Origin of the sequence: Streptococcus penaeicida (assembly GCF_002887775.1) — a bacterium.
Taxonomy (GTDB): domain Bacteria; phylum Bacillota; class Bacilli; order Lactobacillales; family Streptococcaceae; genus Streptococcus; species Streptococcus penaeicida.
Genome location: NZ_LOCM01000011.1, coordinates 1 through 21,390, shown reverse-complemented (window position 1 = coordinate 21,390; position 21,390 = coordinate 1). Strand labels below are relative to the sequence as shown.

General features: G+C 35.9%; 15 protein-coding genes, 2 pseudogenes and 1 riboswitch. Of the genes and pseudogenes, 2 read left to right on the top strand and 15 right to left on the bottom strand.

Features of this window, described 5'->3' with window-relative positions; genetic code table 11:
• The 14 genes and pseudogenes from atpA to AT575_RS02275 form a co-directional block, all read right to left on the bottom strand.
• Window positions 1–1,505: pseudogene (gene atpA / locus AT575_RS02340) on the bottom strand (F0F1 ATP synthase subunit alpha).
• A 15-nt stretch (window positions 1,506–1,520) separates the two neighbouring features.
• The gene (locus tag AT575_RS02335) at window positions 1,521–2,057 is read right to left on the bottom strand and encodes a F0F1 ATP synthase subunit delta (protein ID WP_102776986.1); all 537 of its coding nucleotides are present in this window, start codon (window positions 2,055–2,057) and stop codon (window positions 1,521–1,523) included.
• On the bottom strand, window positions 2,057–2,551 hold the full coding sequence (gene atpF / locus AT575_RS02330) for a F0F1 ATP synthase subunit B (protein WP_102776985.1): 495 nt from the start codon (window positions 2,549–2,551) through the stop codon (window positions 2,057–2,059). Before atpF ends, AT575_RS02335 begins: the two co-directional genes overlap by 1 nt.
• A 15-nt stretch (window positions 2,552–2,566) precedes the next feature.
• On the bottom strand, window positions 2,567–3,280 hold the full coding sequence (atpB, locus tag AT575_RS02325) for a F0F1 ATP synthase subunit A (RefSeq protein WP_102776984.1): 714 nt from the start codon (window positions 3,278–3,280) through the stop codon (window positions 2,567–2,569).
• An 86-nt stretch (window positions 3,281–3,366) separates the two neighbouring features.
• A complete protein-coding gene (locus tag AT575_RS02320) occupies window positions 3,367–3,564 on the bottom strand; it encodes a F0F1 ATP synthase subunit C (protein ID WP_102776983.1) in 198 nt (65 codons plus the stop codon).
• A 264-nt stretch (window positions 3,565–3,828) separates the two neighbouring features.
• Window positions 3,829–6,225 carry a glycogen/starch/alpha-glucan phosphorylase gene (locus AT575_RS02315; RefSeq protein ID WP_102776982.1) on the bottom strand — a complete coding sequence of 799 codons (2,397 nt, stop codon included), beginning with the start codon at window positions 6,223–6,225 and terminating at the stop codon, window positions 3,829–3,831.
• Window positions 6,226–6,234: 9 nt separating this feature from the next.
• A complete protein-coding gene (glgA, locus tag AT575_RS02310) occupies window positions 6,235–7,674 on the bottom strand; it encodes a glycogen synthase GlgA (protein WP_102776981.1) in 1,440 nt (479 codons plus the stop codon).
• Entirely contained in the window at window positions 7,671–8,804 is a 1,134-nt protein-coding gene (gene glgD, locus AT575_RS02305; RefSeq protein ID WP_102776980.1) for a glucose-1-phosphate adenylyltransferase subunit GlgD, read from the bottom strand. Before glgD ends, glgA begins: the two co-directional genes overlap by 4 nt.
• On the bottom strand, window positions 8,794–9,933 hold the full coding sequence (locus AT575_RS02300) for a glucose-1-phosphate adenylyltransferase (protein ID WP_102776979.1): 1,140 nt from the start codon (window positions 9,931–9,933) through the stop codon (window positions 8,794–8,796). The genes glgD and AT575_RS02300 overlap by 11 nt, the downstream gene beginning before the upstream one ends.
• 57 nt (window positions 9,934–9,990) lie before the next feature.
• On the bottom strand, window positions 9,991–11,868 hold the full coding sequence (gene glgB / locus AT575_RS02295; protein WP_102776978.1) for a 1,4-alpha-glucan branching protein GlgB: 1,878 nt from the start codon (window positions 11,866–11,868) through the stop codon (window positions 9,991–9,993).
• Window positions 11,869–11,942: 74 nt separating this feature from the next.
• Window positions 11,943–14,243 (bottom strand): type I pullulanase, encoded by a 2,301-nt coding sequence (pulA, locus tag AT575_RS02290; RefSeq protein ID WP_102776977.1) that lies wholly within the window; start codon window positions 14,241–14,243, stop codon window positions 11,943–11,945.
• The gene (locus AT575_RS02285) at window positions 14,243–15,274 is read right to left on the bottom strand and encodes a diacylglycerol kinase family lipid kinase (protein ID WP_102776976.1); all 1,032 of its coding nucleotides are present in this window, start codon (window positions 15,272–15,274) and stop codon (window positions 14,243–14,245) included. The genes pulA and AT575_RS02285 overlap by 1 nt, the downstream gene beginning before the upstream one ends.
• A 14-nt stretch (window positions 15,275–15,288) precedes the next feature.
• Window positions 15,289–17,246: pseudogene (gene ligA / locus AT575_RS02280) on the bottom strand (NAD-dependent DNA ligase LigA).
• Window positions 17,247–17,354: 108 nt separating this feature from the next.
• A complete protein-coding gene (locus AT575_RS02275) occupies window positions 17,355–17,864 on the bottom strand; it encodes a QueT transporter family protein (protein ID WP_102776975.1) in 510 nt (169 codons plus the stop codon).
• A riboswitch (PreQ1 riboswitch) is annotated at window positions 17,862–17,973 on the bottom strand. Its footprint overlaps the gene before it by 3 nt.
• 121 nt (window positions 17,974–18,094) lie before the next feature.
• On the opposite strand from AT575_RS02275, the gene AT575_RS02270 reads away from it, so the two are divergent.
• Complete coding sequence (locus tag AT575_RS02270; protein WP_102776974.1) at window positions 18,095–18,673, top strand: TMEM175 family protein; 579 nt, start codon at window positions 18,095–18,097, stop codon at window positions 18,671–18,673.
• 576 nt (window positions 18,674–19,249) lie between these two features.
• Here AT575_RS02270 and AT575_RS02265 read toward each other — a convergent pair.
• On the bottom strand, window positions 19,250–20,416 hold the full coding sequence (locus tag AT575_RS02265; RefSeq protein WP_102776973.1) for an SNIPE associated domain-containing protein: 1,167 nt from the start codon (window positions 20,414–20,416) through the stop codon (window positions 19,250–19,252).
• A 489-nt stretch (window positions 20,417–20,905) separates the two neighbouring features.
• Between AT575_RS02265 and AT575_RS02260 the strand changes: the two genes are divergently transcribed.
• On the top strand, window positions 20,906–21,390 hold a 485-nt coding region (locus tag AT575_RS02260; protein ID WP_245871423.1), incomplete at its 3' end, for a transposase.

Sequence of the window (21,390 nt, the reverse complement as noted above, 5' to 3'; positions counted from 1 at the left end):
TTATTCAAAATGTGTTTGAGCCTTAAATGCTTTTATGGCATCATTTAATTCATTCTCATCAGGAAGGTCTTTTGTCGTACGAATTGTTTCAAAAAGGCCACTATAATGCATATCAAAGTAATCATACAAGGCTTCTTCGAAGGCAAGAATATCATTTACAGGAACATCATCCAAGAAACCATGAGTCAAAGCATAAAGAATAACGACTTGTTTTTCAACAGGAAGTGGTTTATGCAATGGTTGTTTCAAGATTTCAACAGTACGACGACCACGGTTTAATTTAGCCTGTGTAGCCGCATCTAAATCAGAACCAAACTGTGTAAAGGCTTCTAACTCACGGTATGACGCCAAATCAAGACGTAATGTACCAGCAACTTTTTTCATTGCTTTAATTTGTGCAGAACCACCTACCCGTGATACCGAAGATCCCGCATCAATAGCCGGACGAATACCTGAGTTAAAGAGGTCTTCTTGTAAGAAAATTTGGCCATCTGTAATAGAGATAACATTTGTTGCAATATAGGCTGAGATATCACCTGCTTGTGTTTCAATGAATGGTAATGCTGTAATTGAACCACCACCTAGTGCATCGGAAACCTTTGCTGAACGCTCTAACAAACGACTATGTAGGTAGAAAACATCCCCTGGATAAGCTTCACGACCTGGAGGACGACGTAATAGCAATGATAGCTCACGGTAAGCAACGGCTTGTTTTGATAAATCATCATAAACGATTAAGACGTGTTTACCTTGATACATAAATTCTTCTGCCATTGCAACACCCGCATAAGGGGCAATAAATAGTAATGGAGAAGGTTGAGAAGCTGATGCTGTTACAACAATTGTGTAATCAAGAGCACCATTTTTTCTCAAAGTTTCAACTTGCGTACGAACAGTTGATTCTTTTTGTCCAATTGCTACATAAATACAGATCATATCTTGACCTTTTTGGTTCAAGATAGCATCAATAGCAACTGCTGTTTTACCAGTTTGACGGTCACCGATAATCAACTCACGCTGACCACGACCAATTGGTACTAAAGCATCAATAGCTTTAAGACCAGTTTGAAGGGGTTCAGAAACGGATTTACGTTGCATAACACCTGGTGCAACAGCTTCTACTGGTCTAAAACCAGTTGTAGCAATGTCACCTAAACCATCGACAGGTTGGCCAAGTGGGTTTACAACACGTCCAATAAGAGCTTCACCTACTGGGACTTCCATGATTTTACCGGTACGCTTAACAAGGTCACCCTCACGAATGGTTGAAAAATCACCTAAGATGATAATACCAATATCGTTGGTTTCCAAGTTTTGGGCCATCCCAAAAGCACCGTTTGAAAATTCAAGAAGTTCTCCACTCATGCATTATCTAAGCCACGGGCACGAGCAATACCATCACCGATATAGGTAACAGTTCCAGTTTCTGTGACATCGAAATTTGGCTGGAAGTTCTCAATTTGCTTTTTTATTAAAGCGCTAATTTCTTGTGCATTAATTGCCAAAAGTCACACCACTTTCTATTTTAATTTCATTTTAAATTCACGTAATTGTTGACGAACGCTAGTATCAATAACCTTATTATTAACTTGAATAATAAAGCCACCAATAATATTCTCATCAATAACTTCGATTAATCGACTTGTTTTCATCCCTAATTTTTGGGCAACAAGGGATTGGATACGTGATTTCTGTTCCTCAGTAAGAGGAATTGCAGATATAACTTTTACATCATATTCATTTGTTACTTGTTCTATTTTTCGAACAGCTTCTTTCAAGATTTCGTATAAGAAAGCTTCACGCTGATTGACTAAAATAACTTCAAGTAAATTGTTGACATATACTGAACTCGTATTTTTCAGTAACCCAATTAATTGTGCTTTTTCAGCTTGCGAAACAGCTAAACTTGATAATGACTGATCAAGATCTGTTGTTTTAAAAATATCCAATAATGTTAAAAGTTCACTTTTAACAGATTCAAGGCTATCACGTTCAACAGCAACCTCAACAAGGCTTTTAGCATATTGTGCAACAAGCGCCTGTTCTTTTTTGGTCATTAGGCTTCTCCTAATTCATCAAGATAGGTATCAATAAGTTTGCTTTGTGCTTCCTTATCAAGTTTAGTACCCATAATCTTCTCCGCCAAAAGTACTGATAAGTCTGTCATTTCAGATTTAACACTTGAAATAGCGTCATTTTTGCTATTTTCAATATCGATATGTGCTTTTTCTTTCAAACGATTTGCTTCATCATTAGCTTCGGCAACGATTTGATCACCTTTTGCTTGACTAAGTTCTTTGGCATCAGTGATGATTTGATTAGCTTCTTGCTTAGCACCACTTAACTCAACTGCTCTTTTTTGAGCTAAATCTTCTGCCTCAATTCGAGCTTCTTCAGCACGATCAATATCATTAGAGATTTTTGCTGCTCTCTCATCGAGAATATTTGTAATTGATCCCCAAGCGAATTTTTTTAGTAAAAGATACAAAACAAGAATTGAACCCGTTACTAAAATAAAATTCCCAATAAGTTCACCTACTGTTAATTCCATTACGGTTCTCCTTTCTTATTCTTCTTCCTCATTTACTTTTTTTCCAAGATACATTGAAGAAAGTTTCGTCAAAACATATGCCTGAATACACGAAATAAAGATTGAAAATAGTGTCCAAACCATATTCAATACTAATGTGACTGGAAACCAGGCTGCATTGGATTCTAACATTTTTATAATCAGACCCATTACGACTTCACCAGCAAAAATATTACCGTATAAACGTAAAGCTAATGATAAGACATTTGTTACTTCTTCAAGTAAATGCATTGGAGTCATAATTGCCGGCGTGATAAAACGTTTTAAGTATGCTTTAATACCCCTTTGTCGGATACCTTCAACATGACAAATTATCGCAATTAATAAAGCCAAAGCAATATCGAAACCAACATTAGCTGTTGGTGACGTCCAAAGATTCATTTTATGTGTGGTTTCAATCTTAGTCATTAAACCTAAGTTATTTGCAACCATGACAAATAGAAAAAGACAGAAAAAGAATAAGGAATATTGTTTCCGAAATGGTTTTTCAATATGTTCATCTGTAACACTGGAAACAAAATCCAAAATAAACTCTAAGATGGTTTGTTTTCCTTTTGGTTTCAAAGTCATATTACGACTTGTTGAATAAACAAAAGAAAAGATTACTGCAATGATAATGACACACATAGCAAGCAGGGTTAAATTAAAGGTTACTGGACCTAGAGTTAGCGTTGGAGTATGTTCTTCCAACCTTTTTCCCTCCTTCCTTCATAACAGGCAAATTGCCTATTCTAACCATTGATATTATGGTTAGGATTTTGAAGCATCGTATTTTTTTATTTTAATACAAATGCCATTGCAAGTGTTACGAAGAAAGTACCCTCAATAAAGGCAATCCCTAAGATTAACAATGAACGAAGATCACCAATAATTTCTGGTTGACGTGCTGCAGATTTAAATAATGATCCTAGAATGAAACCCTCAGATAAAGTTACACCCATGCAGGCAAGTACTAAAGCGAAAAACGTATTCATAATTGAATTCTCCTTAAAAAATTTTTTACTTTGCTATTCTATTCCTTAAAATTAAGAATGTCAACTAATTTCTGAAAACTGTTTACGCTTTCTTAAACCTTTACTAACCTTTATCCAACAAGGTTTTTCAAGTTTGTGTATTCTTAAAAAATCGGATAGCTTAACAATACTATTATACCAATAAAAAAAGAATATTACAAAGTTTGTGAAAAATAAGAGAGCAAGTCATCTTTCTCTCTCTATAGGTTAAAAGTTTCAAAATATTTAACTTTCCAAGTGCCAAATTTCTTTGGCATATTCGCGAATGGTATCATCTGAGGTGAATTTATCAGATGTCGCGATATTGATTAAACTCATCTGCATCCATTTTTGGCGATTACGATAGAGATCATCAATTTTTCGTTGCGCTTCAATATATGATTCTAAGTCTTCTAACAAGAAGTAATCATCATTGTGGGTAATCAAAGCTTCATAAATTTCCATACCTTCGCTTTGGCAATTTGGAATTATACCATTGACAAAGCTATCAACAATACGGCGAATCATTGGATTAGATTCATATAAACCGCGTGAGAAATAGTCATGTTTAGCATAATGATCGTAGACTTGATCCTTATCCATACCAAAAATAACAATATTCTCATCCCCGACTTCATCTTTGATTTCAATATTGGCACCATCTAAGGTTGCTAAGGTAATGGCACCAGTCATCATGAATTTCATATTTGAAGTACCAGAGGCCTCTTTAGAAGCAAGTGAAATCTGTTCTGACACATCAGCTGCAGGAATAATTAATTCTGCCAGACTAACATTGTAATTCTCAAGGAATATGACTTTGAGTTTACCTTTTAGGGTAGCATCCTTGTTAATCAGGTTGGCCAGTTCATTAATAACTTTAATGACTGACTTGGCAAAATGATAGCCCGGCGCAGCTTTTGCCCCAAAGATAAAGACGCGTGGTACAACATCCAAATCAGGATTCTCTTTCAAATCTAGGTAACGTTTGATGATATGAAGAACATTTAACAACTGCCGTTTATAGGCGTGTAGTCGTTTGACTTGAACGTCAAATATAGCATCTGTGGAAACCTCTTGACCAGTGGTTTGGTAGATGTATTTTGCTAAACGTTCTTTAGCTACTTGTTTAACTTGATAGAAATCCTCTAATACTTGATCATCACCGACATAGTCCTGTAAGTTCCGTAATAGATGAATATCTTTACGCCATTCTTTTCCAATAACTTGGTCAATGGTTTTTGACAATTCAGGTGCTGCAATTTGAGTCCAGCGTCTTTGAACAATCCCATTGGTCTTATTATTGAATTTTTCCGGGTAGAGATAGTAAAAATCTTTAAGTGTATCTTCTTTCAAGAGTTCTGTATGGAGTTTAGCTACACCATTAACTGAATGACCACCTATAATAGCTAAGTGAGCCATGTGAATCATATTATCTTTAACGATACGCGTATTTTCAATGATTTCAGGAGCTACACCTTTTTGAGCCTGTTCTGCCACAAAACGGTTATCAATTTCAAGAATGATTTGATAGACACGTGGCAATACTGTTTTGAAAAGTTCAGCATCCCATTTTTCCAAGGCTTCAGACAGAATCGTATGATTGGTATAAGACATTGTCTTAATGGTTGCTTGCCAAGCATCTAACCATTCTAAATTATAATCATCAATCAAAAGTCGCATAAATTCAGCTGGTGCTACTGCCGGATGCGTGTCATTAATATGGACAGATACTTTTTTGTAGATATCTTCCAGTGGTAAGCCTTGTTTTAAATAGGACTTAATGATCGTCTGCAAACCAGCACTGGTCATGAAGTATTCTTGAATGAGTCTGAGTCGTTTGCCCTCATAACTACTATCATCCGGATAAAGGACAGCTGTAATATCTTGAATAGCACGTCTTGACTCGATTGTTGGATAATCTAATTCATTTTCTTGGGGAATTTCCACATCCCAAAGGCGAAGATTATTGATAACATCATTTTCAAAGCCAATCTGAGGCACATCGTAAGGCACTGCCTTAAGAATTTGTGCGCCTTCATAAACAGGGACTAATTTGCCTTCTGCATTTGATTTTAAATAGACGTTACCATATAACTTAACATCCACAATGTCATGATCTTTACGGACTTCCCAGACATTACCGGTTGACCCGAACCAGGAATCAGGCAATTCTACCTGGTAGCCATCAACGATGCGCTGCTTAAATAATCCATATTGATAGCGTAAGCCATTACCAAAGCCTGGGTAACCGGTCGTCGCTAGCGAGTCCATAAAAGCCGCAGCAAGACGACCAAGGCCACCATTCCCCAAAGCCATATCATGCTCAGCAGACTTAACGGCATCAAAATCAACATCTAATTCCGCAAAAGCTTCTTTGGCTGTATCTAAGATACCTAAATTTAAGAGGTTGGTTTCAAGCATTCGACCTGGCAGAAATTCAATTGAGAAATAGTAAGCAACTTTTGCTTTTTCTTCGGTTAATGCTTTATTGCGACTAATCCAAGTATTAGTGTAATATTTTCTAATCAATTTAGCTAAGGCAACAAAGAGTTCTGTGTCTGTCGCTACAGGGACTTTGATTAGTTGTTCTTCGTGTAAGGTATCCTTAAAATCACGAATAAATTGTTCTTTTGTGACTTTCATTTTTCCCTCTTAATAATGATTCATCAGGTACTCGTAAAGAGTCAGATAAGCTAAACTTGCAGTATCCCAAGAGAAATCTTGAGTCATGGCATTTTTTTGCAGCATTCGCCAGTCGCTGTGATTATGATAGTAAAGTTCCAAGGCAGAAAGAATTGTTTGAGTCATCCAATAACCTGAAAAATGATTAAAGGTAAATCCAGTACCTGTTTTTTCAAAGGTATTGTATGCCTGGACAGTATCTTTTAGTCCGCCGATTTCATGAACAATTGGCAAAGTACCATAACGCATTGCCATCATTTGCGATAAGCCACATGGTTCGAAAGCACTTGGCATTAAGAAAAGATCGCAGGCTCCATAAATCATCTGAGCCAATCCTAGGTCAAAAGTGATATTTGCTGATAACTTTTCAGGATATTGTTGGGCAAACCATGAGAAGGCTTCTTCATATTGTTGGTAGCCAGTTCCTAGAACAACCATTTGAATATCTAATTGCATCAAGCTTTCAAGTTCAGATACAACCAAATCAAAGCCTTTCTGATCTGTCAGACGAGAAACAATACCAATTAAAGGAACATCTTCCTTAACAGGTAAGCCTAATCTTTCTTGCAAGGCTCTTTTGTTAATCGTTTTCCCATCTAAATCATCAACAGAAAATGGATGAGGTAGAAAAGGGTCATTTTCAGGGTTGAACAAATCTGTATCAATCCCATTGACCACACCACTTAATTTTCCAGCTTCCATCCGCATCACATGATCTAAACCTTTCCCAAATGCAGGAGTTTGAATCTCATGAGCATAAGACGGTGAAACGGTTGTCACTTTGTCAGAATACAAAACGGCCGCTTTCATCCAGTTTAAACAATTATTCCAACGCAATGTGCCATCTTCGTAACGTTCACTCCCCACACCAAAGAGGTCACCTAACATATCTGGTCCAAATTGACCTTGGAATTCAATATTGTGGATAGTAAAGATTGTTTTGATATTGCGATAAGCATTTACCCAAGCATATTTTTCCCTTACTAGATAAGGAATCATAGCTGTATGATAATCATGAACATGAAGGATATCGGGAATAAAATCAATTTTTTCCATAGCTTCAAGTGCTGCTAATTGGAAGAAAGCAAACCGTTCACCATCATCCCAATCGCCATAAACATGACCTCTAAAGAAATAATCCCGATTATCAATAAAGTAAAAACTAACTTGATCTTTGACAATCTTTTTGATACCTACATATTGACGTCTCCAACCTACTTGCGTGTAAAAATATAAAACATCTTCGACTTGATCTCCAAACTTGTGATCAATCATATCGTAATATGGCAGAATGACAGCAACTTGATTGCCGTGTTTTACAAGAGATTTAGGTAATGCTCCAATGACATCACCTAAGCCTCCTGTCTTTGCAAAAGGTGCTCCCTCTGCTGCGACAAATAATATTTTCATTTAATCATATCCTCTACTACATGACTTCCTTTAGGAACAACAATCGGATTTTCTTTTGTTCCTCGGATAACAACACCTGGAGCAACTTTAACTGATTTATCAACAATTGCGTATTCAACAACAGCTCCCTCACCAATAGTGACTTTTGGTGAGACAATAGAATGGCTAATTTTTGAATCAAGCTCTAAATGACAGTTACGTGAAATAATGGAATGATTCACAGTTCCTTTTACGACACTACCAGAGGCGAATTGTGAATTATTTACTTCTGACTCCTCAGCGAAATAAGTAGCTTCCTCATTTTTAACGCGTGTGTATACTTTTTGATTAGAGTATAGTAATGAATAGAATTTAAGAGGATCCAACATATCCATATTAGCATCATAATAAGATTTAATAGAATGGATATTGGCCATATAACCAGTATATTCAAAGGCCAAGGCCCCTTCATTTACTGTTAAATCACGAAGCAAGAAACGCAATTTTTGCGGATGTTCCTTTTGCGTTTCAATTTCCATTTTAGAAATCAACCAGTCTGTATTCACAATGTAAATACCAGCAGACATTTTTTCAATACCTTCTTTTTCACTAACATGACTACGGCCAACTACGGTATCCGTTTCATCAATTTCTAAAATATCATTTTCTGGTGAGATAGATTCAACTGGAGTCTTTTTATAAACAACAGTAATATTACGTTTATTTGCATTATGGAGGTGAATAACCTGGTCAAGTTCAATATTACACAAAATATCACAACTCATATAGATGGTTTGGTCAGAGCCAGACCGTCTGAGGTATGTTAGAATTTGCTCGTAATAGTCAGCATCAGTCTCTTTGGAATTTTCTTTAGTGTCATAAAAACCAAGGAAATAATGACTTAAAAGAGAATTTAGACCCCATTCACGTCCACTACGAACATGGTCAAAGACTGAACGAATATTTTCAGCACGGAAAATACCATAAATACTTTTAACACCAGCATTAGCAAGATTTGAAAGGTGGAAGTCGATTAGACGGTATTTACCGTCAAATGGCAAGTTGGCTAAAGGACGTTTATCTGTTAAACCACCCATTTCTGGAAAACCAATTGCACTCCCTAAAATCGCTGAATATTTATCAATCTTCATTTGAAACCCCCACTACTTCGTTATAACCAATTACTTGAATCTCATCGGTACCATCAATGACCACATCATTTCCAATAACTGCACCCTCACCAATTATTGCACGGTTTATCTTTGCACGCTCACCAATGATTGCTCCAGACATGATAAAGGAGTCTTTAACTTCTGCACCCTGTTTCATATGAACATTTGCTGAAAGAATTGAGTGCTCAACTTTCCCAGTTACAAAACAGCCATCGACGATGAGCGAATCTTTAACTTCTGAATGCTCTGAAATAAAGTTTGGTGGCGCAATATGGTTTTTAGAATAGATTTTCCAAGAACGGTTACGACTATCCAAGGCGTTGTTTTCAGCTATATATTCCATGTTTGCTTCCCATAAGGATTCAATAGTACCGACGTCTTTCCAGTAGCCTTGGAAATTGTATGTATAAACGCGTTCACCAGCTTCTAAATAAGCAGGGATGACATTTGAACCGAAGTCTGACATATCGATATTATTTTTTTCAGCATCAACTAACATGCTTCTAAGTCTTTGCCAATTAAAAATATAGATCCCCATCGAAGCTTTTGTTGATTTTGGATTTTCTGGTTTTTCTTCAAATTCAACAATCCGATCATTAGTATCAGTATTCATGATGCCAAAACGACTAGCTTCTTTTAAAGGAACGTCTAAAACCGCAACTGTCAGGCTGGCTAAGTTGTCTTTATGAGTTTGGAGCATCTCATCATAATCCATTTTGTAAATATGGTCCCCAGAAAGAATAAGAACATATTCTGGATTAATAGAATCAATATAATCAATATTTTGATAAATAGCGTGGCTAGTTCCTTGGAACCAACGATTGCCTTCTGTGGCAGAATAAGGTTGCAAAATAGTTGCCCCTCTATCAATTCCTTCCAACCCCCATGAAGAGCCATTACCAATATGATTATTCAAGGCTAAAGGCTCATACTGAGTGATAACCCCAACATTATCAATACCAGAATTAGCACAATTTGATAATGCAAAATCGATAATCCGATAGCGTCCTCCAAATTGAACAGCTGGTTTTGCGATACTTTGTGTAAGTTTCCCTAAACGGGTCCCTTGACCACCAGCTAAAATGAGAGCTAACATTTCATTTTTCATAAACTTTCCTTTCTTGGTCTTTTGACCAATGCAACTATATCATAACTACCGAACTACTTATTTTTTTCTTCTTTTGATTTTCCAAATACTTGCCCCTAAGGCAGGTAAGGTGAAAGTGAGGGTATTTTGATAGTCTTTCCAAACTTCTTTTTGACTCTCAGTTATTGGATTATGCTCTTTCCAAACACCGCCGAAATTTTCCATTTCAGTATTCCAAATTTCTTGATAAATTCCCGCTTGCGGAATACCTACCTTAAAATTTTGTCTTTCTACTGGTGTCATATTAAAGACACAAAGTAGGTAATCACCTTTATTATTTTTTCGGGTAAAAGATAAAACAGATTCTAATGAATTATCAGCATCAATAATCTCAATCCCATCATAGTTATGATCATTTTGCCATAACATATTATGCTCTTGATAAAATTGATTTAATAATGACGTGAAAGACTGCATTTTCTGATTTAATTCATCTTCTAAATTATTCCAAACCAATTGATCGTCAAATTTCCACTCAAGAAACTGACCAAATTCCGAACCCATAAAGAGTAATTTTTTTCCAGGGTGACAGATTTGATAGGTTAAAAGTGTCCTTAATCCAGCAAATTGATTGTAGCGATCTCCCCACATTTTATGCATTAAACTTTTTTTCCCATGAACAACTTCATCATGTGAAAATGGCAGAATAAAGTTTTCATTGAAGCAATACATAAAACTAAAGGTTAATAGGTTAAAATGAAACTTACGATCATATGGATCCATTTCATAAAACTTCAAGATATCATTCATCCATCCCATATTCCATTTATAATCAAAACCTAAGCCACCTTTAACTATCGGTTTTGTAATTGGAATTTCAGATGTAGCTTCTTCAGCAACCATCATGACATCAGGATGGTCTTTTTTGATGACTTGGTTTAGTTTTTGTAAAAAGGCAATAGCCTCCAAATTATGATTACCACCTAAATGATTTGGTTGCCAAGGTCCCTGATCATAATCAAGATAGAGCATATTACTAACTGCATCAACGCGGATACCATCTATATGAAAAGTTTCAATCCAATAGAGAGCACTCGAAATTAAGTAAGATTGAACTTGATTTTTTCCAAGATCAAAATTGAGAGCACCCCAACCAAAATTACGAGCCCTATCAGGGTCTTGGTATTCATATGTTGGCGTCCCATCATAATAGGCTAAAGCATCATCATTTTGTGTAAAGTGACCTGGTACCCAATCAACTAGAACTCCAATATTATTGAGATGACACTCTTCGACAAAATCTTGAAAATCTTCAGGACTACCATAAGTTGTTTCAAAACCAAAATAAGCCATTAGTTGATATCCCCAACTCATCCCTAATGGATGAGACATTAGAGGCATGAATTCAACATGGGTGTAATGCATTTGTTTCAAGTAAGGAATCAAATGTTCTTTTAGTTCTTTAAATTGATATGGCCTTCCATCATCATCTTTTTTCCACGAGTTGGCATGCATTTCGTAGATTGAAATAGGTCGCTCTTTAAATCCAAAGCGTTTCCGCCTTGCCATCCATAAAGCATCCTTCCATTTCTTATCCGCTAGTGGCTGGACAATCGCGCCAGTTCCAGGTCTATTCTCAAAACGAATAGCAACCGGGTCTAACTTCTCAATTTCTTGTCCACCTTGACGTCTAATGAGGTATTTATAGATTTGACCAATTTGAGGTAAATCTGTAAAAATCTCCCAAACACCAGCTTCATTTCTCTCCATGGCAAGTTTATTATGAGACCAATCTGTGAAATCTCCAATTAAAAAAACTGCCTCAGCATTTGGTGCCCAAACTCTAAATACAAACCCCTTATGGCCATCCATTACCGTTTCATGTACACCAAAATAATCTTGAATGCGGTAATTTTCTCCTAGACCAAATGTATATAAAGCTAATTCCTTATCCATCACTTCCCCTTCTCTAATTTTCTAAATAATAAGTTAGAAATTTAATAAAACAAAAAGTAACCTGAAAATTCAGGTTACTTTTTGATATCAAGGATCAATGCTGCCAACTGATCAATGTTTTCATTCTCAATTTGAAAGCGCTTATCATTTGTTACAATTATAGCACTTTGAGGGTCTGTTTGCAAACGTTTACTGAAACAAGTGAAAATAATTTGGTATTTCCGCAAATCATCTATAGTATAGCTGATGTAGCCCGTATCTTTTTGAGCAGATTCAATATAAACATGTTTGCGAATATCTTCAAATGTTGGGTATGAAAAATAATTTGTTTTCGTCTTTAAAGCAATCAACTGACTGACAAAATCTACTGTTTCTGCTTCTTTGGTAACTAAATTCCAATCAACCTGGTTTACAGAATCAGGCGCATTATAGGAATTCATGGCTCTTTCCAAGTCTTCTTGAGTGTATGTCCCATTTTCACCACTAGCTACCCGTTTTGTTCGTAAAAATTCCTGTCCAATTTGCATAAAAGAAAGACCTTGAGTCAAAATATTCATAGCTGTTGCTAATTGAACACGTTTCCTATGAACTACTTGAGAATCATTTGGATTCAAAGCCCAAAATAAATCATTAAGATTATAATTATCATGTGCTTCAACATAATTAACCACTTGATCTGGACTTAAATAAGGGATAATCTCATCACTACCTAGAAAGGCTTTAGCAACAATATCTTCACTTCCAGCTCCTGAAGCAAAGCCACTTTCAAGACTACCATAGACTTCCGCTCCTTTAATAGCATTTCTTTGGTCATCATTAAAGAAACCGATTCTTGGCATTTTAGCAGCGTTAGCTTTCTTGGCCTTTTCTTCTGGCAATAAACCTGTCCCCATATCCCAACCTTCACCATAGATGAGGATTCTTGGATCGACGGCATCAAGTGCTTTGCGAACTTGATTCATAGTTTCAACATCATGTAAACCCATTAAATCAAAACGGAAACCATCAATATTGTATTCATTGACCCAATAGAGTAAGGAATCAATCATATATTTTCGGAACATTTCCTTTTCACTAGCTGTTTCGTTGCCACAGCCAGAGCCGTCTTGGAAGGAACCATCCGGGTTCATCCGATAATAATAATCTGGAACACTCAATTGAAAGGCCGAATCACGTGATGAATACGTATGATTGTATACCACATCCATAATGACATTAATACCGGCATCATGGTAAGCTTGGATTACTTTTTTTAATTCATGTATTCTTCGAGTTGGATTATGGGGATTGGAACTAAAACTTGCTTCTGGAACATTGTAATTTTCTGGGTCATAACCCCAATTATAAGCATAATCACCATCCTCAGTAAAGGTTTGATGATGGTCAAATATTGGTTGTAATTGGATATGTGTTACACCTAGGTTCTTGATATAATCAAAACCAGTTGCATCACCATAAGCATTTTTGGTTCCAGTCTCTATCAAGGCTAGATATTTTCCACGATTTTCTGGAGCTACACCTGACGATTCTGACATGGAAAAATCACGAACATGCATTTCATAAATCACAGCTTGATTGGGATTATCTAATCGCCAAGTTGCTTCTTCTCTTTGCCTAACTTGGAAATCACTAGGTCTTAAATCCACATTAGCAATGACAATTGACCGCTTCCCTTTAGCAGTCGTCGCAATAGTATAGGGATCGCGCGTATCCCGGAAAGTCCGCTTTCGATAGTGAACCCGATAATGATAAGCTTGAAAATTGAAATCATCTTCCAAAGCAATTTCCCAAAGACCATGCGTATTTTTACTATGGTCATGCTCATTAACTTGCTTACCTCTAGACATCGGGTAAACTGCAGCAACACTGGCATTTTCATCCGTTGAAGAAAATAAAATCAAATCAACCGATAAAGCAGTTGGTGCCCATAGACGAAAAGTGGTTTCTTCTTTTTGATAAGAATAGCCAAGCCATCCAGCAAAACCCCACTTTTTATCAAAAGCCTTACTATTAACAGCCATGTCAAAAGCATGCGCTTTACGATTTTTGTAGAAATGACTACTAGTTGCGGCCTGACGAGAATAATAGACGGTATCATCTCCATCCACCAACCAAACCTCAGTCTTAGGAAGACCATAAGACCGTTCAATGCGGAAATCCTTAGTCTTATACTGCCAATGCTGTTTTTTGATAATCACATAAGCATGACTAAGGAAATAAGGAGCCTCATATTCTAGATTGGCAACAATACCAAAACTATCAAAGCGATCAAAACTAGCATCTTTACCTAATTTACCATCCCGCCATTGCCATAAACTAAAGTCAAAATAATTACCCTGCCTTGAATGAAAGTGCACCGTTACTGCATTTTTCATTAGTCTGGAATTCCTCCATTCTTTTCTTCCATGTCTTCTACCTCATGGGCGAATTTTTGAGCAATTTCTTCAATTTCTGGTTCATCTTCATCCAAGCTATAAGCATCATCTGAAATTAAGTCAGTATTAGCAAAGAAAGTAATATGATTTTTGAGATTCTCAATAACAATTGGAGCATCTCCACCATATTCACCATCTAAATTAATCATCATTTTACTTAATGATTTTGGTTCAATTTCAATCCTGCTCGTTTTAATGTATTCAATTCGACGGTCGTTAACATGTTTACCACCATCTAGAACCAGTCTTAAAAGATGTACAATTTCAAAGAGGTTAGCTGTTTTAACTAAAATTAAGGTGAACATACCGTCATCTAATTTCGCATCCGGGGCAATCATTTCAAAACCGCCAACTGAATTGGTAATAGCCGCGAATATCATTGATACTTTCCCTTCGAAAACACCATCGTCATGGGTGATTTTTACCGGTACGTTTTTAACACGTGGTAACAATTCAACCCCTTTAGCCAAGTAGGCTAAATAACCAAACATTGTTTTCAACTGACTTGGAACACTATAGGTTAATTCTGTAAGGGAACCCGCTGCCGCAATATTGATAAAGTAAGAATCCTCACGCGCTTTACCAATATCCATATTAATCGTTTGATTTTTCCCAATCAATCGGGCTGCTTTAATAGGATTACCACGTGGAATTTTTAAAGCTCTGGCAAAATCATTTGTCGTTCCCGTAGGAATAATAGCCATTTTAGGACGCTTCTTCAAGGGAGCAATTCCTGAAACAACTTCGTTGATAGTCCCATCACCACCAGCAGCAATAATCAAATCAACTCCTGTTTCAGCAACTCTTCTAGCTTCATTATGAGCTGATTTAGGTTCAGCAGTCGTCTGAAATGCTGATGTTTCATAGCCATAGCCTTCCAAAATATCCAATACATCAGCGACATTTTTTTTCATGATTTCCTGACCTGATGTGGGATTGTAAATCAATCTCGCTCTTTTCACTTTTTTCATTCCTTACCTCATTATTACAAATCAAGCAACCATTGTTCGTCCTCGACACGGACACCCAATTGCCTTGCCTTATCCAATTTAGAACCAGCATCAGAGCCAGCGATTACCAAATCCGTTTTCTTAGAGACACTAGAAGTTACTTTGGCACCTAACGCTCCAATTTAGTCTTAGCCTCGTTACGACCCAGTGACTCAAGCTTACCAGTCAAAACAACTGTCATGCCATATAAGGCGGCTGACTGATCAACTTTTTGACCAAGGAAAGACAAATTCACACCTTGGGACTTCAACTCTGACAATAAGATACTAGCTTCTGGCTTAGCAAAATACTGGGCCAAAGAATTAGCAACGACATGCCCTAGACCATCTATCTTGGCTATCTCTTCTTCATCAGAACTTGCCATGGTCTCAATATCACCAAATCTTTCTAAAAGAAGTCTTGAAGCTTTTGCTCCAACGTGGCGAATCCCTAAGCCAAAGAGTAACTTATCTGCTGAATTTTCTTTGGAAATAGCAATGGCATTCAGCAATTTTTCAGCTGACTTTTCTTTCACACCCTCTAGAGACAAGAGATTTTCAAGACTAAGTCGATAAATATCAGCAACATCCTTAATCAAGTTAGCCGCAAAGAGTTTCTCAACAACAGCAGGTCCTAAGCCCGTAATATTCATGGCATTACGACTAGCAAAATGCTCTAAGCTACGCTGAATCAAGCTTGGACAAAGGGGATTAATACAACGCAAAGCCACTTCTTCTTCCAAATGCGTTAGCGGACTTTGACAAGAAGGACAAAGACTTGGTATTTCCATTGGAACTTGGTCTGCTCTCTTATCAGTGACGACACGTAAAACAGCCGGAATAATGTCCCCAGCTTTATAAACGATGACCGTATCACCTACGCGAATATCCTTTTGAGCGATATAATCAACATTATGGAGAGTCGCACGACTGACAGTTGTTCCAGCTAATTGAACAGGTGTTAAATTAGCTGTTGGGGTGACAACACCTGTCCGACCAATAGTCCAATCAACGGAAAGAATTTCAGCTTCTTTTTCTTCTGCAGGAAACTTATAGGCAATGGCCCAACGAGGAGCTTTTATGGTAAAACCAAGTTCCTCTTGCATGGCCAGGTCTGCTACCTTAATAACAATACCATCAATATCATAAGCTAACTGATCTCGTTCAGCTTCAATTTCTTGAATAAAATCCCAAATCTCATCCATTGACGATGATAACAAACGACGTCTGTTTACCGCAAATCCTAAGTTAGCAAGTTTATCAAGTACTCCTACTTGGCTGACTTCTTGACTAGGGCTGGCTTCTTGATAAAGAAAACTTGCAAGATTTCGCTTAGCTACAATTGATGTATCTAATTGCCGTAAGGTACCCGCAGCTGCATTACGCGGATTAGCAAATTCTGGCTCCCCATTTTCTTGCCTTTCCTGATTAATGGTTAAGAAAGACTGTCGTGACATATAAGCTTCGCCACGAACTGTAATATCAATAGCTTGCTTCAGCTTATGAGGTATGTCTTTTATTTTTTTAATATTTTCAGTAATATTTTCACCAACAGTGCCGTCGCCACGCGTTGCCCCTGTTACCAGTTGACCTGCTTCATAGCTTAAAGAAATGGATAAACCATCAATTTTTAACTCAGCAACATATTGAACTTGAGGAAATTCCGCCTTAACCCGACGATCAAAAGCCAATAATTCGTCATGCGAGAAAGCATCTTGCAAACTGTATAGGGGATAGGGATGTTGGTATTTTTCAAAACCAGACAAAATAAGCCCGCCAACACCTTGTGTCGGGCTATCTTTTTGAATCAATTCTGGATAAGCTTTTTCTAAGTCTAAGAGCTCATGATACAATTTATCATACTCTTGATCAGATACTGAGGGTGCATCATTGGTATAATATTCTTGTCGGTACTGATTTAAGAGCTTAGTCAGCTCAATTATTCTTTTTTCCATACTTTTATTTTATCACATTTCCTTCAAATTGCATGTTTAGGTCTTTTACTTTACACGAAAAAAACCTTCAAATATTCATTCGAAGATTTTAAATGTTTTTTATGATTTTTAAAGACTTAAATCCATACTTTTTGACAGCTTATCGATAATAATAGAACCAATAATCAAGGAAGCAAATTCTCCAACTCCTGTGGTGAACCATGTCATTAATAATGGTAATTTTGCCACAAAGTATAATTCAATAGCAACAGTAATCATTGATGCTGCAAAAAAGAGTGAAAAGTAAAAGAAGGCTTTATTGATTTGACCATTAAACAGGTATTCATTTTTATATTTGCTAAATAGATAAACACCTAGACTTACAAAGATAAGGGTTGAAGCTCCGCCGACAAAGACATCGATGATTCCGAAACTATAAAAGTTTGCAATCATACAACCGATGGTCACGGCAGTAATGTATTTCTTGTTATAAAAAGCAAGAAAGTTTAACATCTCAGATACTCTAAATTGGTACATTCCATAAGAGATAGCATTGAGAGGTGGTGTAATAGTTAAAACCACGTAAAGAGCAGCCACTAAAGCAATGTGAACATAGTCACGGACAGTATAAGATTTCATGTTTTCTCCTTTGACGCTCAAGTTATCTCATCTTTGAGCGTTTGTAATATGCTTGGCGAAAGGGAACTAAGCACCAAGGGTTGCATGGCAACTTTAATATTGTAGCACAATTAACATGAGAAAAAAAGAGCTTTCGCTTGAAAAAAAGCAATTAACTAGGCTGACTAGACAGGTTATGGTAGAATAAATCAAAAAGAAAAGTCCCTAGTGATTTTGGGCAGAAGGAAAAAATGAAAAGTTCACGATTAGAAGCCTTTAGTGATGGTGTCTTAGCCATTATTATCACCATCATGATTTTGGAACTCAAAGTACCTGAATCCTATCAACTAGCAAGTTTACTTGCAGTTCTACCAAAGCTTTTAGCCTATCTCTTAAGCTATGCCTATATAGCTATCTATTGGAACAACCACCACCATTTATTATCAAGCATAACTAAAACCAACGCCAAAGTCCTATGGGGAAATATGATATGGCTCTTCTTTATGTCCCTAATCCCATTCTCAACAGCTTGGCTCAGCCATTTTTATAAAGAACAATTACCAGCCATGTTCTATGGGATTGTCCTACTCTTAACAGCCTTTGCCTATATCTACCTCCAAAGGCAAGTGGTCAACCTCAGCGAAGCAAAATTAGAAGAACTCCAAGAAGTAGGAAGTGACAAAAAAGGAAAATTATCAGCATTCTTCTATAGCTTAGCTATCATCCTCAGTTTTGTTTCATCCTATTTATCCATCGCTTGCTATATTACCGTAGCCATTATCTGGTTCGTCCCAGACAGACGCTTTTCAAAAGTCCTAAACGGTAACTGAAAAGCTTGGAATTTTTCCAAGCTTTTTTAATTTTTAAAAAAATACTAGATTTCTGTCTTACCGCAAAGAGTATTGATAAAGAATGAGTGTTCACTTTTCTATGCTTTTCTATAGTTGTTTCGGACGACAACGACTCACTTCGTGATTCCATGCCTATATCTTGAGCCTAAATAGTCTCAAGATATCCGAGTGGCTTATTTAGTAACATGCCACTATCACCACTATAGAAAAGCATCTTAAGTATGAAATATATCAATTCTTTTATACAAAATCTTTTGTAATATGTTATTACTTAATAAATCATTTAGGTTATTCAATTTTTTAAATGGAACAACAATTGTATCAATCGTTTCGTAAACTGAATTATTAATATCAATAAATTAAATCGATAAATGCTATTGAAGATAATACTCCAAAAACCCCAAAAGAATACTTTCTCTAGTTGATAATTTATCATCTGAAAAATTGTTAACATTATTTAAATATTTTTTTGTCAATTTGATATAATTCACGTCTTTTTTTCTGATGAGTTAATGAAACTTATAATTGAAATCATTAATATATATACTTTTCATATTAATTTCCTTTAATCAATCCTTGACGATACTCGAACGCCTCTGCATTTTCAATTAGTTCAATAGTTAGTTCTTTATGACTATCTAAAATATTTTGTATCATACTAAATGGAACATTGAAGTATTCTTTCCTACCATTTACTTTATTGACTCTAAATTGTGAAAGTTCAGTATGTATCTCACTTTCTAAAGCAAATGCCTGTTCACTAAATACCAATGCATGAACATCAAATTGGAAAGGAACAGATGCACTACTAAGTTCTCTAATTCTATCTAATGGCTCTAATCGCCTTGTGACACCAATTTTGTATACATTTTCTCCGAAAGAACCAATATTCGAGATTACGTATACATATCCTGCTGTAGCGTGACCTTCCCTATAATCAATATCTTCTTCGATTTCATCTAATTCAGATAATTTAGCTTGGTATTCTACTAGTTGAAATTTCAATTGAGACACTTCATCTGGTTGAGCATTTTTTAGCATTTCAGACACATTATTAATCATTTGTTTAAAATGAGTACGATCCTTTTCTAGTTCTTTTCTCTTTCTAGCAATTTCTGCTTGTAATTTTTTATCCTCCTTTTCTTTTTCTCGTTCTTCTCTTAAAATTTCTTTTTCTTCTTGTTTTTTTAACTCAAATTCAACAGCAAGTTGTAATTCCTTAAATTTCAGCTCCAGATAAGAATTGGTAATTTCTATAAAATTTTTTGAATACATCTTGTTTAATTGATCAAAAGATCTTTGCATTGCTTTTCTTTTGTTTTCTAAATTTGTAGGAGTCACTTTAACCAAAAGTGCATCACATTCTCCATTAAAACCTCTTATTGCCGCTTTAATCATTTGTTTTTGAATAGCTTCACCTTTTTTTACACTGTTATTAAATGTTAGAGGTGAGGTTATTTTACCAGCAACACCATCTTTAACCATAGTTTTTTGAGTAAGTCTTAGACTTTCCAATTCACCTTTAAATTTTATTGAATCACTAAATTTATACTGTCTTTCAAAAAATCCATATTCTTGAAAGCCAAGTTCATCATTCGCAATTGCAATTTCTTGTTTTAAAATATTTAACTCTTGTTTTTTCTGATCAATCTCTCTTTTTAAATTTTCAATTTTTAATTCTAATGTTACATCTTTTGGCTTTCCTATATTAAATAATCCCATAATTTTGAATTCCTTTGTTTTTTTAAATAATTATATCACTTTGATTTTTTAGGATGTCACTTTTTTAAGTTATAAAACAGAATCTTGTTTATTTATCTATTTTTTCTTTTTATTATTTTTAAAATAAAACTTTAAAAATAGCAAATTAAATTATAAAGATACTTTTCAATCGTGGTGTAGTGTTTGGCTATCTTCAATTTAGCCAAACGCTCGGAAATCTTGAGACCTTAGGCTCAAGATTTAGGCATGGAATCACGCAGTGAGTCGCTGTCGTCCCAACCACATTAGAAAAGTATCTTTATTAAAAATAAACCAAAAAATTGAGAATTCTCATAGATTTCTGTCTTACCGCAAAAAAAGAAAAGAGTCTGGGACAAAAGTCTACACGACTATAACAAAAAAGCAACGGTTTTTGCCGTTGCTTTTTGCATGGTTGCGATAGTCTTGATAAAATAGAATTGTCTAAAAACACTTTAGAAAGGCTACCTCATGCATATTCACTATAACACAAATCAAACAACTTTACCAATAGAAATTGCCTGTTTCTTGCCACCAGACCATATTGTCTTTACTATCGAAAAAGTGGTAAATGATTTGGAAGAAAATTGTTTTACTGACTTTTACTCCACCTTTGGTCGTCCTTCTTATCACCCTAAATTGTTATTATCTGCTCTCTTGTTCGCTTATACTCAAGGAGTCTTCTCTGGTCGCAAAATTGAAAAATTAATGTTGGAAAACATGGCTATGCAGTATCTGACTGGTCAACTGGTCGTTAGTTATCGAACCATTAATCGCTTCCGTGTGGCCAAAGAAATGGAAAACTTAATCAGAGAGTTATTCATCGAACTAAATCTTCGTCTCAAGATGGCGGATTTAGTTACTCTAGACTGTCTCTATATTGACGGTACTAAGATTGAAGCCAATGCCAATAAATACAGCTTTGTCTGGAAGAAAGCGACTGATAAATTCTCTGC